Origin of the sequence: Paraburkholderia acidicola (assembly GCF_002362315.1) — a bacterium.
GTDB classification, from domain to species: Bacteria; Pseudomonadota; Gammaproteobacteria; order Burkholderiales; family Burkholderiaceae; genus Paraburkholderia; species Paraburkholderia acidicola.
Window position 1 is genome coordinate 248924 of sequence record NZ_MTZV01000003.1, and the last position, 16276, is coordinate 265199.

At 62.2% G+C, this 16276-nt stretch carries 11 protein-coding genes; 5 read left to right on the forward strand and 6 right to left on the reverse strand.

The window, feature by feature from the left end; translation table 11 throughout:
• The first annotated feature begins 306 nt into the window (after nt 1-306).
• Both BWP39_RS08865 and BWP39_RS08870 read left to right on the forward strand, forming a co-directional pair.
• Nucleotides 307-1989 carry a ShlB/FhaC/HecB family hemolysin secretion/activation protein gene (locus BWP39_RS08865; RefSeq protein WP_096719001.1) on the forward strand — a complete coding sequence of 561 codons (1683 nt, stop codon included), beginning with the start codon at nt 307-309 and terminating at the stop codon, nt 1987-1989.
• 215 nt (nt 1990-2204) lie between these two features.
• Nucleotides 2205-2678, forward strand: coding sequence for a DUF2147 domain-containing protein (locus BWP39_RS08870; protein ID WP_096719703.1), 474 nt, complete (start codon nt 2205-2207; stop codon nt 2676-2678).
• 117 nt (nt 2679-2795) lie between these two features.
• On the opposite strand, the gene BWP39_RS08875 is transcribed toward BWP39_RS08870, so the two are convergent.
• The 6 genes from BWP39_RS08875 to typA form a co-directional block, all read right to left on the reverse strand.
• Nucleotides 2796-3236, reverse strand: coding sequence for a transposase (locus BWP39_RS08875; protein ID WP_157915132.1), 441 nt, complete (start codon nt 3234-3236; stop codon nt 2796-2798).
• Nucleotides 3237-3399: 163 nt separating this feature from the next.
• Nucleotides 3400-4497 (reverse strand): cell division protein ZapE, encoded by a 1098-nt coding sequence (zapE, locus tag BWP39_RS08880; RefSeq protein WP_096719005.1) that lies wholly within the window; start codon nt 4495-4497, stop codon nt 3400-3402.
• Nucleotides 4498-4632: 135 nt separating this feature from the next.
• Nucleotides 4633-6063 (reverse strand): dihydrolipoyl dehydrogenase, encoded by a 1431-nt coding sequence (lpdA, locus tag BWP39_RS08885; RefSeq protein WP_096719007.1) that lies wholly within the window; start codon nt 6061-6063, stop codon nt 4633-4635.
• A 90-nt stretch (nt 6064-6153) separates the two neighbouring features.
• On the reverse strand, nt 6154-7428 hold the full coding sequence (gene odhB, locus BWP39_RS08890; protein WP_096719009.1) for a 2-oxoglutarate dehydrogenase complex dihydrolipoyllysine-residue succinyltransferase: 1275 nt from the start codon (nt 7426-7428) through the stop codon (nt 6154-6156).
• Between the two features lie 143 nt (nt 7429-7571).
• On the reverse strand, nt 7572-10433 hold the full coding sequence (locus BWP39_RS08895) for a 2-oxoglutarate dehydrogenase E1 component (protein ID WP_096719011.1): 2862 nt from the start codon (nt 10431-10433) through the stop codon (nt 7572-7574).
• Between the two features lie 322 nt (nt 10434-10755).
• On the reverse strand, nt 10756-12582 hold the full coding sequence (typA, locus tag BWP39_RS08900) for a translational GTPase TypA (RefSeq protein WP_096719013.1): 1827 nt from the start codon (nt 12580-12582) through the stop codon (nt 10756-10758).
• Between the two features lie 342 nt (nt 12583-12924).
• Here typA and BWP39_RS08905 point away from each other — a divergent pair, with 342 nt between their 5' ends.
• The 3 genes from BWP39_RS08905 to BWP39_RS08915 are packed head-to-tail and all read left to right on the forward strand — an operon-like array spanning nt 12925 to nt 16276.
• Nucleotides 12925-13440 carry a MarR family winged helix-turn-helix transcriptional regulator gene (locus BWP39_RS08905; RefSeq protein ID WP_091016097.1) on the forward strand — a complete coding sequence of 172 codons (516 nt, stop codon included), beginning with the start codon at nt 12925-12927 and terminating at the stop codon, nt 13438-13440.
• 56 nt (nt 13441-13496) lie between these two features.
• Nucleotides 13497-15020, forward strand: a complete 1524-nt coding sequence (locus BWP39_RS08910; protein WP_096719015.1) for an efflux transporter outer membrane subunit — start codon at nt 13497-13499, stop codon at nt 15018-15020.
• A gap of 47 nt (nt 15021-15067) precedes the next feature.
• On the forward strand, nt 15068-16276 hold the full coding sequence (locus tag BWP39_RS08915) for an EmrA/EmrK family multidrug efflux transporter periplasmic adaptor subunit (protein WP_096719017.1): 1209 nt from the start codon (nt 15068-15070) through the stop codon (nt 16274-16276).

The window sequence follows — 16276 nt, forward strand, 5'->3', positions numbered from 1 at the left end:
GCGGTCGTCGCGTAGTGTGGTGATAACGCCGCGACTCATGAATCCCCGACTAGGCAGCCACCCACCTGGCTGGGTAACATCAGCGGCGGAACATCGCTATTGGGAATGCAGCTGTTGGGAATGCAGTTGGCAGTACAGGGGCCGTGCAACACAAATAATCGGCGAGGTCGCGCGCTTCATCTTCATCGGAGCGCGCAACGCAACAACCTCGCTACGCAGTACACACTGAGAGCTAGATAAACGTTCGCGATCCAGCCGCTTAGACGGCATACTCGCATCACAAGAACGGCCAACGAGGGCAATCCGATGAAACTCGGGTATAAAAAATGGTCACTGCTACTCGCAGTGGTAGCAGCAGGCGCCGCGCAGGCACAGAGCCGGCCTGCAGGCGGTAATCCGCTCGACTCTTTGCCACAGATCAACGTGCCGCAAAAAGCGCCGAGCGTCACCGTGCAGGTGCAGCCGCAGGCACCGCAGTTGCAGGAGCTGCTCGCACGTCAACTCACACCTTCGAAAATCCAGGTCGAAGGCGTGAAATCGATTCCGTTCGACGATGTCGCCAGTCGCTTTACGCCGCTGGTCGGCAAGGCCATCACGATCGGCGAGCTGATCGAAGTCGCGAACGGCGTCACGAAGCTCTATCAGGAACGCGGCTACGCGCTGTCGTTTGCATTCGTCCCTGCGCAGACTTTCGAAAACAACGTCGTACGCGTGACGATCGTCGAAGGCTACGTCGCCAACGTGAACATCACCGGCAAGCCGGGCTCGGTCGAAGGACGTATCCGCGCGATCGCAGCGCACATCCAGGCGGACCATCCGCTGCGGCTCTCCACGTTCCAGCGTTACACGCAGATCTTCGGTCTGCTACCCGGCGTGAAGGTCGCTGCGACCGTCGAGCCACCCACCAACACCGACGGCGCGGCGACCCTGAACCTCGCCGTCGACCGCAAGCGGTTCGACGTCAGCACCGGTCTCGACTTCAACCACCCCGGCTTCCAGGGGCTGCTGACAGCCACCGAGAACGGTCTGACTTCGCTCGGCGAGCAGCTCAGCATTTCCGCGCTATTTCCGCCGGGGCGCGACAACGAAACCTATTTCGCGGCGCACGCGTCGGTGCCGATCGGCAGTGACGGTCTGATCGGCAAGATCGATGCAACGCGTTACCGCGGCAATCCAACCGACAATCCTGGCCTGCCCAATTCCATCACGCGCACGGTGGTCAACGAAAAGCTGGCCGGTTCGCTTGCGTACCCGTTGCTGCTGAGCAATACGCGCAGCGTGCTGGGCACCGTGACCGCTTATGCATCGCATGATCAGGACAGCTACTACAGCACGGTCAACGGGTTGAGCTTTGGGCTTCGCTCGCAGGTTCGCGTGCTGCAGTTGCAGGCCGATTACACCGACATTCAACCCACCCAGGTGCGCAAGGCGAGCATCAATGTCGCGAAAGCGTTCGATGTCCTCGGTGCGTCGAAATCGTTCGATCGCAATTCGCCGCTCATCTCCGGCACCAACCCCGTGTCGCTGACCTTCACGCGCACCGGTGCGAGCTTCTCGCAAACCAACACGTGGCCGTTCAAGATCGGTACCTCCTTCTCGGCGATCGGTCAGTACAGCCCGGACTCGCTGCCAACCTCCGAGCAGATTGCGTTCGGCGCGCAACGTTTCGCGCTCGGTTATGAGCCGGGCGAAGCGTCGGGCGATTCGGGCTGGGGCGCGGCGTTCGAAGTCAATCGTCCGATTGCGCTCGGCTTCACCTATCTGCAAACCTTCACGCCATACGTATCGTTCGATATGGCGCGCATCTATCTGCATACGGGCACGCCGTCGCCGTCTCGGTTGTCGTCGGTGGCGCTTGGCTTCCGGGTCACCGACACGAAGTACTACAGCCTCGATCTGTCGGTGGCCAAGCCGATCGCCGATGCGCCTGTCGAAAGCTCGTCGCGCAGCCCGCGTGTCAATGCGACTTTCTCGTACCAGCTGTATTGACCGCCTGATCGGCCACGGAAGTGGCCGCAAAAGCGGCCACTGAGTCGTCCACACCCCGCAAACCGTGCCCCCAGTTTGACTAGAGGATTCACTATCAAACTGCGGGCGCGGTTTCACGTATGCTCCCCGGACAGCTTGAGGCAGGGCGTCGCCTGACATTCACACGACGCCGCGCGACCACGATCGCGACGATTTTTAACAAGGAGGAAGACAACATGACGCATTTCACCCAACGTGCCCGCACGATCGCCCGGCAGGCCGCCGTGGCCGGTGCCCTGCTCCTCGGCGCGGCAGCCGCGATGGCGCAAAGCACTACGCCGGTCGGTACCTGGCAGACCATCGACGACCACAACGGCCAGCCGAAGGCGCTCGTGCAGATCACCGACGACGGCAGCGGCACGCTGAGCGGCAAGGTCATCAAGGGGCTTGGACCGAGCGACGATCCCACGCGCCGCTGTACCGAATGTACCGACGCCCGCAAGGACCAGTTGATCCTCGGCATGACGATCATCAACGGCATGACGAAGGACGGCGACGGCTGGGATCACGGCCAGATTCTCGATCCGGAGAACGGCAAGATCTACAAGTGCAAGATGCATCTCGAAGAAAACGGCCAGAAGCTGGTTGTACGCGGATACATTGGCATCTCGCTGCTCGGACGTTCGCAGACGTGGAATCGCCAGCAGTGATGGATGCGCGGGTGTTAGCGCCCGCGATGCGGTAGATCTGACAGAGCAAAAAAAGCCGGCCGACGATTGCGATCGTCGGCCGGCTTTGTGTTGCGTACCTGGCGATGTAACCGCAGGTCAGATTGACGGAAAGTGATTCACCGGGAAAGTCGGTACAAACGCCACCTGTGGTTCATTTTCCAACGCAATCGGAGCGGCCTCGTTCGAGTCAGTGGCGTGCGGCTTTGCGACTTCGCTGGCACCGCGTTGGCGCATGCGGGCTTCGAGTGTACCGAGCAAACCATTGCCGGAGTCGCCGAACAACTGCACGAGCACCTCCTGCAATGCCCCCGTTCGATGCCACAGCTTGAAGCGCCGGTGACACGTCTGATAAGGCGGATATCGTCGCGGCATCGCGGACCACCTGGCCCCGCTGCACATTACCCATAGCACGCCATTCAGCACGTTGCGCGTATCGGTAAGCGGACGGCCGCGCAGTTCGCTGCGCGGCCGTAGTTCGGGAATCAGCGGCGCCACGCGCTGCCATTCCTCGTCGGTCATGTCACGGTATGGGCTCATGCGTCTCTCCTTTGTCGGAACCATGACAAAGAAGATATCGACGCCTGCGACCGCCGAATATAAGACCAGTCTGAATCTCGAAAATGGGCTGCACGCCCTTGCCCCGTGGGCGCCCGCACGCGGGCGACGTGCCGCGGTACGTCGATGCGTCGGTCCAGTAGGCCTAGGTCAGCGACGTATCGACCAGACGCCGCGGCGCGTCGAGATATTCCTTCGACTGCATTTCGACGATCCGCGAAACGGTACGGCTGAACTCGTTGGCCATCGGGCCTTCCACGTAAAGCTGCTCGGGCGGCACCGCCGCCGACATCAGCAGCTTGATCTTGTGGTCGTAGAACACGTCGATGAGCCACGTGAAGCGGCGCGCTTCCGACTGCATGCGCGGTGTCATCTGCGGCACGCCGGACAGGATCACCGCGTGGAAGCGGCTCGCCAGTTCGAGGTAGTCGTTCTGCGAACGCGGACCGCCGCACAGCGTGGCGAAATCGAACCACACGACACCATCGGCACGCCGCAGCGCTTTCAGCTCGCGCTTTTCGATATGCAGCAGCGGGCTCTCGTCCGGCACGGCGGCGAGGCGCGCGAAGGCATCGCGTAGCGCCTTGTCGGAGGCTGCACCGAGCGGCGTCAGATAAACCTCGACCTGGGCCAGCGTGCGGCGCCGGTAGTCGATGCCCGCGTCGACATTGATGACGTCGAGCTTGGACTTGATCAACTCGATAGCGGGCAGCACACGATCGCGATGCAGGCCATCCGGATACAGCGTGTCCGGATCGTAATTGGACGTCATCACGAACTGCACGCCGTTGTTGAACAGGCGATCGAGCAGCCGGTACAGGATCATCGCGTCCGCGATGTCGGACACGTGGAATTCGTCGAAACAGATCAGCCGGTAGCGCTTCGCGATACGCCGCGCGAGTTCGTCGAGCGGATCGGCCTGACCCTTCAGTTCCTCGAGTTCGCGATGCACTTCGCGCATGAACTCGTGGAAATGCAGCCGCGTTTTGCGCTGGATCGGCACGACGGTAAAGAAGCTGTCCATCAGGAAGCTCTTGCCCCGTCCGACACCGCCCCACAGGTACACGCCGCGTGGCAGATCGGGATGAATGATCAGCTTGCGCAGCGCATTCGAGCGGCGCGCCTTGTACGTCTGCCACTCGTCATAACACCGCTGCAGACGCTCGACCGCCGCGCGTTGCGCCGGGTCCGATTGATAACCGCGTGTCTGCAGTTCGTTCTCGTAGTATTCGGTGACGTTCATCGTGCGTCGTGCGGCCGGAAAAAAGAAGGCGGGAGGGATCGAACCCACCCGCCTGCGTCGTGATGCGAGATGCAATGGATGCACCCAGGTCGGCCGGATCGCTCAACGTACAGAAAGCGGACCGGCCTGCGCGCCTTACATGTTCAGCGCGCGCTTGTCGACGGCGAGCGCGGCCTCGCGCATCACTTCGGACAGCGACGGATGCGGATGGCAGATCCGGCCGATGTCTTCCGACGCCGCCTTGAACTCCATCGCCACCACCGCTTCCGCGATCAGATCCGAAGCGTTAGCCGAGATGATGTGCACGCCGAGCAGTTCGTCGGTCTTCGCATCGGCGATCATCTTGACGAAACCGTCCGCCTTGTTGATGCCGAGCGCACGGCCGTTGGCCATGAACGGGAACTGACCGGTCTTCACTTCGCGACCTTCGGCTTTCAACTGCTGCTCGGTCTTGCCGACCCACGCGATTTCCGGTTCGGTGTAGATCACCCACGGAATGCAGTTGTAGTCGATATGCGGCTTCTGCCCGTCGATGATTTCGGCAACCAGCACGCCTTCATCTTCGGCCTTGTGCGCGAGCATCGGGCCACGCACCACGTCGCCGATCGCGTACACGTTCGGCACGCTCGTCGCGCAGTGATCGTCGACGTCGATAAAGCCGCGTTCGTTGGCCTTCAGACCGATCGCTTCGAGACCGAGGTTATCGGTGTTCGGCACGCGGCCGATCGACACGATCAGGCGGTCCGCGTCGAGCGTCTGCGCGTTGCCGTCCTTGTCCGTGTAGGCGATCGACACGCCCTTGTCCGACGTCTTCACTTCGCCAACCTTCACGCCCACGTGAATGTCGAGGCCCTGCTTCTTGAACTGCTTCGCGGCTTCTTTCGCGAGCGCCTGGTCGGCAGCACCGAGGAATTCGGGCAGCGCTTCGAGCACGGTCACCTCGGCACCGAGACGGCGCCACACCGAACCGAGTTCGAGGCCGATCACGCCGGCGCCGATCACGGCGAGCTTCTTCGGCACGGTGTCGAAGGCAAGCGCGCCTTCGTTGTCGGCGACGATCTTGTTGTCGACCGGCACGGTCGGCAGATGGCGCGCCTTCGAGCCAGTCGCGATGATCACATTCTTCGCCGTGACGACTTCGGTTTCCCCTTCGCCGCTCACTTCGATCTGCACACCGGCGTCCGTCTTGCCGGTGAACTTGCCGTGGCCCTTCAGCCACGTGATCTTGTTCTTGCGGAACAGGAACTCGATCCCCTTCGTCATCTTCTCGACGATGCCATCCTTGCGGGTCTGCATCTTCGCGATGTCGATCTTCACATCGGACACGCTGATACCGTGATCAACGAGATGATGCGCTGCGTTCTCGAACTCTTCCGACGACGCAAGCAACGCCTTCGACGGAATACAGCCCACATTCAGACACGTACCGCCAAGCTTCAGCGTGCCGGCCGGGTTCTTCCACTTCTCGATACACGCGACGCTCTTGCCGAGCTGTGCGGCGCGAATCGCCGCGATATAGCCGCCGGGACCGGCGCCGATCACGACGACGTCAAATTCTTTGGACATGGACAATCCTTTTGATGACGGAGCGGCGCGCAGCGGTGCTGCATCGCGCGCGTCGCTCCGGTTCAAACCAGTGCGAGAGACTGGGTGTGCTTACAGATCGAGCAGCAGGCGCGCCGGATCTTCGAGTGCGTCCTTCATCGCGACGAGCGACAGCACCGCTTCGCGGCCGTCAATGATCCGGTGGTCGTACGACATCGCCAGATAGTTCATCGGGCGGATCACGATCTGACCGTTCTCGACGACAGCGCGCTCCTTCGTTGCGTGCACACCGAGAATCGCCGACTGCGGCGGGTTGATGATCGGCGTCGACAGCATCGAGCCGAACACACCGCCGTTCGAGATCGAGAACGTACCGCCGGTCATTTCTTCGATGGACAGCTTGCCGTCCTTCGCCTTCTGACCGAATTCAGCGATCTTCTTTTCGATGTCGGCAAGGCTCATCTGGTCTGCGTTGCGCAGGATCGGCACCACGAGACCGCGCGGCGAACCGACCGCGATACCGATGTCGAAGTAGCCGTGATAGACGATGTCGTTACCGTCGATCGACGCGTTCACGAGCGGGAATTTCTTCAGCGCGTGCACCGCCGCCTTCACGAAGAACGACATGAAGCCGAGCTTCACGCCATGTTCCTTCTCGAACCGGTCCTTGTACTTGTTGCGCAGATCCATCACCGGCGCCATGTTCACTTCGTTGAACGTAGTGAGGATGGCATTGGTCTGTTGCGATTCGAGCAGACGCTCGGCGATACGCGCCCGCAGACGCGACATCGGCACGCGTTGTTCCGGACGGTTGTTGAGCCATGCATCGGCCGATGCCGGCGCCTTCACGTCAGGCAGCGACGGCTTGGCGGCTTTCGCTGCGGGAGCAGCTGCAGCGGCCGACTTCGCAGCCAGCGTGGTCTGACCTGCGCCGAGTGCATCGCCCTTCGTGATGCGGCCGTCGCGGCCCGAGCCGGCTACGTCGCCAGCCGACAGATTCTTTTCCGCGAGGATCTTCGCTGCCGCCGGCGAAGCCGCCGTGCTGGCGCCCGCTGCTGCTGCAGCGGCCGGTGCCGGAGCGGCTGCCGGAGTAGCTTCGGGAGCCGGCTTAACTTCGGCTTCGACGGCTGCGGCGCCGGCCTTGCCTTCGGTATCGATCTTCGCGATCACTTCATCGGCGAGCACCGTGTCGCCGTCGTGCTTGACGATCTGCGCGAGCACACCGGCAGCAGGTGCCGGCACTTCGAGCACGACCTTGTCGGTTTCGAGTTCGATGAGAATTTCGTCCTGGGCAACGGCTTCGCCCGGCTTCTTCTTCCATTGCAGCATCGTGGCTTCCGAAACCGACTCGGACAGCTGGGGGACTTTGACTTCAACAATAGCCATGTGATTTTCCTGAATACGTATCTAGTGACAACGAACCGTGAGCGGGCCGTCATCCGTTCAATGCGCAACGCGTGGGGACCGGATGCGTGCGCCGGATGCGGCGCGGGAAAGCGCCCTGCGCTTTCCCGCTTCGCCTGTCGTGTTTATTTAGCGATGGACGCGCTCTTCAGACGGCCGAACGCACCTTCGACCAGCGCCTTCTGCTGCTCGTAGTGCTTCGCGTAGTAGCCGACTGCCGGCGAGGCCGAAGCCGGACGTCCGCTGTAGGCCAGCTTCTGTCCGTCCTTCATGCCTTCCTTCAGGTGGTGCTCGATGTAGAACCACGGGCCTTGATTCTGCGGCTCGTCCTGCACCCAGACCACTTCGGTTGCGTTGTCGTACTTCTTCATTTCGGCTTCGAACTGCTTGTGCGCGAACGGATACAGCTGCTCGACACGCAGGATCGCGACGTCGTTCGCCTTCGCTTCGCGGCGATGCGCGACGAGGTCGAAATACACGCGGCCCGAGCACACCAGTACACGCTTCACCTTCTTGGCTTCGATCGCTTCGTCGGTCTCGCTCAGCACCGGCTGGAACGAGCCCTTCGCGAGTTCCGACAGGTCGGAGACCGCTTCCTTGTGACGCAGCAGCGACTTCGGCGTGAAGACGATGAGCGGCTTGCGGAACAGGCGGATCATCTGGCGACGCAGCAAGTGGAACATCTGCGCCGGCGTGGTCGGTTGCACGACCTGCATGTTGTGGTCTGCGCACAGCTGCAGGAAGCGCTCGATACGCGCCGACGAGTGCTCCGGACCCTGGCCTTCGTAGCCGTGCGGCAGCAGCATCGTGAGACCCGACACGCGGCCCCACTTCACTTCGCCCGACGAGATGAACTGGTCGATCACGACCTGCGCGCCGTTCACGAAGTCGCCGAACTGCGCTTCCCACGCGACGAACGTATTCGGCTCAGCCGTCGAATAGCCGTACTCGAAACCGAGCACCGCTTCTTCGGACAGCACTGAATCGATCACGTTGAACTTCGCCTGACCTTCGGCGACGTTCTGCAGCGGTACGTAGGTGCCGTCGTTCCAGCGTTCGCGATTCTGGTCGTGCAGCACCGCGTGGCGGTGCGTGAACGTGCCGCGACCCGAGTCCTGACCCGTCAGTCGCACCGCATAGCCGGATGCGACCAGCGAGGCAAACGCGAGATGCTCGCCCATACCCCAGTCGAGCTTCGCTTCGCCGCGGCCCATGGCGCGACGATCGTTGATCACGCGCTCGACGAGCGGGTGCACCTTGAAGTTCTCGGGGATCGTCGTGATGCGTTCGGCGAGGCGCTTCAGTTCTGCGAGCGGCACGGCCGTGTCGGCTGCATCGGTCCACTTGCGGTTCAGGAACGGCACCCAGTCGACGGCGTACTTGCTCTTGTAGTTCGACAGAACCGGGTCGACCGTGTGGTGACCTTCGTCCATCGCGCGGCGGTACGCCTTGACGTATTCGTCGGCGTCGGCGGCCGTGATGACGCCCTGCTGCACGAGCTTTTCGGCGTACAGCGCACGGGTACCCGGGTGCTTCGCGATCGTCTTGTACATCAGCGGCTGCGTAACGGCCGGCGTGTCCTGCTCGTTGTGGCCAAGCTTGCGGAAGCAGATGATGTCGATCACGACATCCTTGTGGAACTGCATCCGGTAGTCGATGGCGAGCTGCGTGGCCAGCACGACGGCTTCAGGATCGTCGCCGTTCACGTGCAGCACCGGTGCCTCGATCATCTTGACGACGTCCGAGCAGTACAGCGTAGAGCGCGCATCGCGCGGGTCCGACGTGGTAAAGCCGATCTGGTTGTTGATGACGATGTGCAGCGTGCCGTGCGTGCCGTAACCGCGCGTTTGCGCGAGGTTCAGCGTTTCCATCACGACGCCCTGGCCCGCGAAGGCTGCATCGCCGTGAATCTGTACCGGCAACACCTGCAGGCCGTTTTCGTCGCCGCGGCGATCCATCCGTGCCTTCGCCGACCCTTCGACCACCGGGTTCACGATTTCGAGGTGCGACGGATTAAACGCGAGCGACAGATGCACCGGACCGCCTTCGGTCGCGATGTCCGACGAGAAACCCTTGTGATACTTGACGTCGCCGGCCGGCAGGTCGTCGACGTGCTTGCCCTCGAATTCGGCAAAGAGGTCCGCCGGCATCTTGCCGAGCGTGTTCACGAGCACGTTCAGACGGCCACGGTGAGCCATACCGATGACGATTTCCTGCACGCCCTTGCTACCCGAGTGGCGCACGACCTCGTCCATCGATGCGATGAAGCTCTCGCCGCCTTCCAGCGAGAAGCGCTTCTGACCGACGTACTTGGTGTGCAGGAAGCGCTCGAGCCCTTCCGATGCCGTCAGACGGTTCAGGATGTGCTTTTTCTTGTCGGAGGAGAAATTCGGCGTGGAACGGATCGATTCGAGCTTTTCCTTCCACCAGCGCTTCTGTTCCGGATCGCTCAGATACATGTACTCGGCACCGATCGTGCCGCAATACGTGTCACGCAACGCCTTGACGATGTCACGCAGCGACGCCTGTTCGAAACCGAAGTACAGGTTGGTCGTGTTGAACGTCTGGTCCATATCGGCTTCGGTGAAGTCGTAGAACGCAGGTTCGAGCTCGGGGATATTCGGACGTTCGCGGCGCTTCAGCGGATCGAGATTGGCCCATTGCGAGCCGAGAAAGCGATAGGCGCCGATGAGGGACTGCACGTACACCTGCTTGCGCGCGGTGGTGAGGTCTTCCCCGCCGGCTGCGGCGCGTGGCAGGAAGGCATTGGCCTTCGCGCGCTGGGCAAAAGATTCGACGATCGGGCCATGAGCCACGTCGTTGGCACTGGTGCCATCCGATGCAGGGACGTTCTGCAACGCGTCGAAATAATCGCGCCAGTTCTCGGGCACTGACGCCGGATTGTCGAGATACGCTTCGTACAGTTCTTCAACGTACGGAGCATTGCCGCCGAACAGATAAGAGTTCAGCTGGAATTGCTTCATCATTTTTACGCTCACCTTTCTTCGAGTTTCTCGAAAAATAGCGGGTTACTGAACCTTCCGCGACACGGCCTGACCGTTTAGCGGATTGCGCGAATCAAGTCTTGCTTGGAAGGACCTAAAACTGGCATCCGCGGAGCATATCACAGAACGAATAGTGCTGATAGCAGGATGCCCCGCCGGAAAGCCCGTCTGGGCGGGGGTTTGCGGGTGGTGGCGGCGCTTGCAGCGCCTGTCTCCGTGCGCTCCACGAGCACCGCGCCGCACGCAACAAAAAAGCCGCCCGAAGGCGGCTTTCCTGCAAATCGATCGAGCAACGGGCGACGTCTTAGTCGACTGCCGTTTCGCGGCTCGCGCGGCGACGCTCGTGTTCCTTCAGGTGACGCTTGCGCAGACGGATCGATTGCGGCGTGACTTCGACCAGTTCGTCGTCGTCGATGAATTCGACTGCGTATTCGAGCGACATCTGGATCTGCGGCACGAGGCGCACGGCTTCGTCAGTACCCGAAGCGCGCACGTTGGTCAGCTGCTTGCCCTTGATCGGGTTCACGACCAGGTCGTTGTCGCGGCTGTGAATGCCGATGATCATCCCTTCGTACAGCGCATCGCCCGGCTTGACGAACATGCGGCCGCGATCCTGCAGTTTCCACAGCGCGTAAGCCACCGCAGCGCCGTCGTCCTGCGAGATCAGCACGCCGTTGCGGCGCTCGCCCAGCGAGCCATCGCGCACCGGCGCGTACTCGTCGAACACGTGGCTCATCAGGCCCGTACCGCGCGTGAGCGTCATGAATTCGCCCTGGAAGCCGATCAGCCCGCGCGCCGGAATACGGTACTCGAGACGCGTGCGGCCGCGGCCGTCCGACGCCATGTCGAGCATTTCGCCCTTGCGGCGGCCCAGTTCTTCCATCACGCCGCCCTGGTGCGAATCTTCGAGGTCGACGGTCAGCATTTCGTACGGCTCCTGCTTCACTCCGTCCACTTCGTGCAGCACGACGCGCGGACGCGACACGGCCATTTCATAGCCTTCGCGACGCATGTTCTCGATCAGGATGGTCAAGTGCAGCTCGCCGCGGCCCGACACTTCGAACACGGTTTCGTCGCCGGTGTCTTTCACGCGCAGCGCGACGTTGTGATTCAGCTCTTTCATCAGACGATCGCGAATCTGCCGGCTCGTCACGAACTTGCCTTCCTTGCCGGCGAGCGGCGAGGAATTGACGAGGAAGTTCATCGTCAGTGTGGGTTCGTCGACGGTGATCATCGGCAGCGCTTCGGGCGCTTCCGGTGCGCAGATCGTGGCACCAATTCCGACTTCCTCGATACCGTTGATCAGCACGATGTCGCCAGCTTCAGCCTGCTCAACCTGCACGCGTTCGAGACCTTCGAACGACAGCACCTGGTTGATCTTGCGATTCAGGATTTCGCCTTCCGGGCCAAAGCGCAGCGCCACTTGCTGGCCCGGCTTGACGCGGCCGCGCGTGATGCGGCCCACGCCGATACGGCCGACGTACGTCGAGTAGTCGAGCGAGGTGATCTGCAGTTGCAGCGGACCGTCCGGGTCGGCCGGGCGCACCGGTACGTGTTCGAGAATCGCTTCGAACAGCGGGCGCAGGTTGCCTTCGCGCACGCTCGGATCGAGCCCGGCATAGCCGTTCAGGCCCGACGCGTAGACGATCGGGAAGTCGAGCTGCTCTTCGCTGGCGCCGAGCTTGTCGAACAGATCGAAGGTCTGGTTGATCACCCAGTCGATCCGCGCACCCGGGCGGTCGATCTTGTTCACGACGACGATCGGCTTCAGGCCGAGCGCCAGCGCCTTCTTCGTCACGAAGCGGGTTTGCGGCATCGGGCCTTCAACTGCGTCGACCAGCAGCAGCACCGAATCGACCATCGACAGCACACGCTCCACTTCGCCGCCGAAGTCGGCGTGGCCCGGGGTGTCGACGATGTTGATGTGCGTGCCTTCGTATTCGACCGCGCAGTTCTTGGCGAGGATGGTGATGCCGCGCTCTTTTTCGATGTCGTTCGAGTCCATCACGCGCTCAGCGATATGCTGGTTCTCGCGGAACGTGCCGGACTGGCGGAGCAGTTGGTCGACGAGGGTAGTCTTACCGTGGTCGACGTGAGCGATGATGGCGATGTTGCGAAGGGCGCGGGTCATGGGAACCTGGAAACGTTAAGAGTGCGCCCTCTGCTCTACTACTGCTTTTCGCCCGGGATTCCGCTTTTTCGTGAAGCAAACGGATCAAACAGGCCAACAAGCCCAAAGCGCACTTTTGGGAACCCAAAATTATAGCACGCGCGGATGAAGGATTCCGGTTTTCCCCTGGTATCGCATCCCGGCGGCAGTCTGCTAACGGATTCGCCCGGGTTTTCGCGCCCCGCCAGTCCGCATTCGCCTTGAGTGGGCAAGATTCCTTGCCTAAGCTGTAATAACGCTTGCCGTGTCAACTAACCAGCCCCTATAATCCTGCTTAGTCAATCATTGCATTCGCACGAGTCTATGGCGCCCCCGTCCTCTCCATTACCGCCGGAAATCAGCGAGTATCAGCTCAATGAAAGCGTCGGCTATCTGATCACCCGGGTCAGATCGACGATGGCGAACCTCGTCACGCAACGCACGATGGCGGAGCTCGGCATCACCAGTCAGCAGGGCAGCATCCTGTTCATGGTGGCCAGCGGTAAATGCGTCGTCGCGGCCGAACTGGCGCGTGAATACGGGATCGACGCGAGCGCCGTGACCCGCCTGATCGACCGGCTGGAGAAGCGTGGCCTGCTTACGCGGGTGCGCAGTTCGGAAGACCGTCGCGTCGTGCGGCTCGCCCTGACGCAAGAGGGCCAGGACATTGCGGTACGTATGCCCGCCATGTTTCAGGGCGTGCTGGATCATCTGCTGGGCGGTTTTACGCCGGAAGAAGTCGGCTTTCTCAAGAGCATGCTGCGCCGGGTGCTGCTCAATAGCGGCGATCAAACCAGCTTGACGCGCGATACAACGACCAGTTTCGAAAGCAAGTCATAAGAAATATAGTTGCAGTGTCCATCATTCAATTCCATTCACACGCAAAGAGTCGAGCGATGAAATCCCTTTTTCTGCCCGCGCCTGCGCTGTTGCGGCGCGGCACGGCGGTGGCAGCGGTTGCGGCGCTCGCCCTTACGGGGTGCGCGAACTATTTCGGCATCAAAAGCGACCGGCAGATCTCGTCGCCCACGCAGTACGAGTCGGCGCAGAGTCTGCCAGGCAATGGCGGCCAGTGGCCGTCGCTCGACTGGGCCAACCAGTTCGGCGACCCGCAACTGCCCAAGCTGATCGCCGAAGCGCTCGATGGCAGCCCGTCGATCGCCCAGGCGCAGGCGCGTATCGCCAAGGCCTCGTCGTACATCGAGAGTTCGCGCGCTGCACTGCTGCCAACGGTCAACGGCAGTTATTCGTGGACCCGCGAGCTGTTCTCGGGTAACGGGATCTACCCGCCACCGTTTGGCGGCACCTGGTATAGCGAAAACAACGCGCTCGCGAGCGCTTCGTGGGATCTGGACCTGTGGGGCAAGAACCGTCAGCGCCTCGGCCAGGCGGTCTCGCAGGAAAAAGCCGCCGAAGCCGACATGCAGCAGGCCCGCGTGACGCTCGCGGCGTCCGTGGCACGCACTTACAACCAGCTCGCGCAGCTGTATGCGCTGCGTGACATCGCGAAGCGCGAAATCGCCAACCGCCAGGACATCGGCCGGATCACGAATGACCGCGTCGGCGCCGGTCTCGACACGAACGTCGAGCGGCAGACCGCGAACGGCAATATCGCGACGACCCAGGCCAACCTGACCGACCTGGACGGCCAGATCACGACCACCCGCTACCAGCTGGGCGCGCTACTCGGCAAAGGCCCCGACCGCGGTCTGCAGATCGCCGAGCCGGTGCTGACAACCGGCAACATCGTCGCCCTGCCCGACAATCTGCCCGCCGACCTCGTGTCACGCCGGCCCGATATCGTGGCGGCGCGCTGGCAGGTCGAAGCCGCGATGCACGATGTGAAGGAAGCGAAAGCGGAGTTCTTCCCGGACGTCAATCTGTCGGCCGGCATCGGCTTCGACGCATTGGGCTGGGGTCGCTTTCTGACGTCGTCCAGCCGGCAAACGCAGATTGGACCCGCTATCCATCTGCCGATCTTCGACGGCGGCGCATTGCGCTCGCAGTTGAAGGGCCGCTATGCCGACTTCGACCTCGATGTCGCGAACTACAACCAGACGCTGATCAACGCGCTGTCGGGCGTGGCGACGCAGGTGTCGACGATCCGCTCGATCGACAACCAGTCGGGTGACGCCCAGCGCGCACTCGATGCCTCGACCAAGGCGTACCAGCTGGCCGTGATCCGCTACAAGGCAGGGCTATCGCCGCAGTTGCAGGTGCTGACCGCGGACCAGAGTCGCCTCGCCGCCGAACAGACAGTGACGAACCTGAAGATGCGCCGTCGTGACCAGCAGATCGGACTGATAGAGGCGCTGGGCGGCGGCTTCGACGCCACGCAGACGGGCCTCGTCGTGCCGACGGACGCAAAACCGGCTGCGGCCGTACCCGCCGCCACAACGGCCACGCAGGCCGCGAACTGATTCCACACGTTTGAACGACAAAGATTGAGAGAACCCGGAGCCCATCCATGAGCACCCCTCAGCAACCCGCCGCCAGCACACAAGCGGCGAACAATAACGGCAAACGCAAGCGGATGATGACGCTGCTCGTCATCGTGATCCTGATCGCCGCGATTGCGTATGGTCTGTACTACTTCCTCGTCGCGCGCTTCCATGAAGGCACCGACGACGCCTACGTGAATGGCAACGTCGTGCAGATCACACCGCAGGTGACAGGCACCGTGATCGCGGTGAACGCCGACGACACGCAGACCGTGAAGGCCGGCGATCCGATCGTCGTGCTCGACCCGGCCGATGCACGCGTCGCGCTGGAACAAGCCGAAGCCCAGTTGGCGCAGACAGTGCGCCAGGTGCGCGGCCTCTTTGCCGACGACAGCCAGTACGAAGCCCAGGTCGCGGTCCGCCAGTCCGATCTGTCGCGTGCCCAGGACGATCTGCGCCGGCGCATGACGGTCGCACAGACCGGCGCGGTATCGCAGGAAGAAATCTCGCACGCACGCGACTCCGTGAAGAGCGCACAGGCCGCGCTCGACGCCGCACAGCAACAGCTCGCATCGAACCGCGCGCTGACCGCGAACACAACAGTCACCGATCACCCGAACGTGCTGGCAGCCGCAGCGAAGGTGCGCGACGCGTACCTCGCGAACGCGCGCAATACGCTGCCCGCACCGGTCGACGGTTATGTGGCGAAGCGCTCGGTGCAGGTCGGCCAGCGCGTATCGCCGGGCAACCCGCTGATGGCCGTCGTGCCGCTGAACTCCGTATGGGTCGACGCAAACTTCAAGGAAGTGCAGTTGCGGCACATCCGCATCGGCCAGCCGGTCGAACTGACGGCGGACGTGTACGGTTCGTCGGTCAAGTATCAAGGCAAGGTGGTCGGCTTCTCGGCGGGTACGGGTTCGGCGTTCTCGCTGCTGCCTGCGCAGAACGCGACGGGTAACTGGATCAAGGTCGTGCAGCGTCTGCCGGTGCGTGTCGCGATCGATCCGCAGCAACTCGAGAAACACCCGCTGCGTATTGGCCTGTCGATGCAGGTCGATGTGGACATCAAGGACGACTCGGGCAGCGAACTCACTAACGCGAAAAACACGGTCTATCAGACCGACGTGTTCGCGAAGTACGGCGACCAGGCCGATGCCGAGATCGCCCGCATCATCGCAGCCAACGCAGGCCAGGGTGCCGGCACGACACAGAAAACCGCTGCCAAGCCGTTGTAA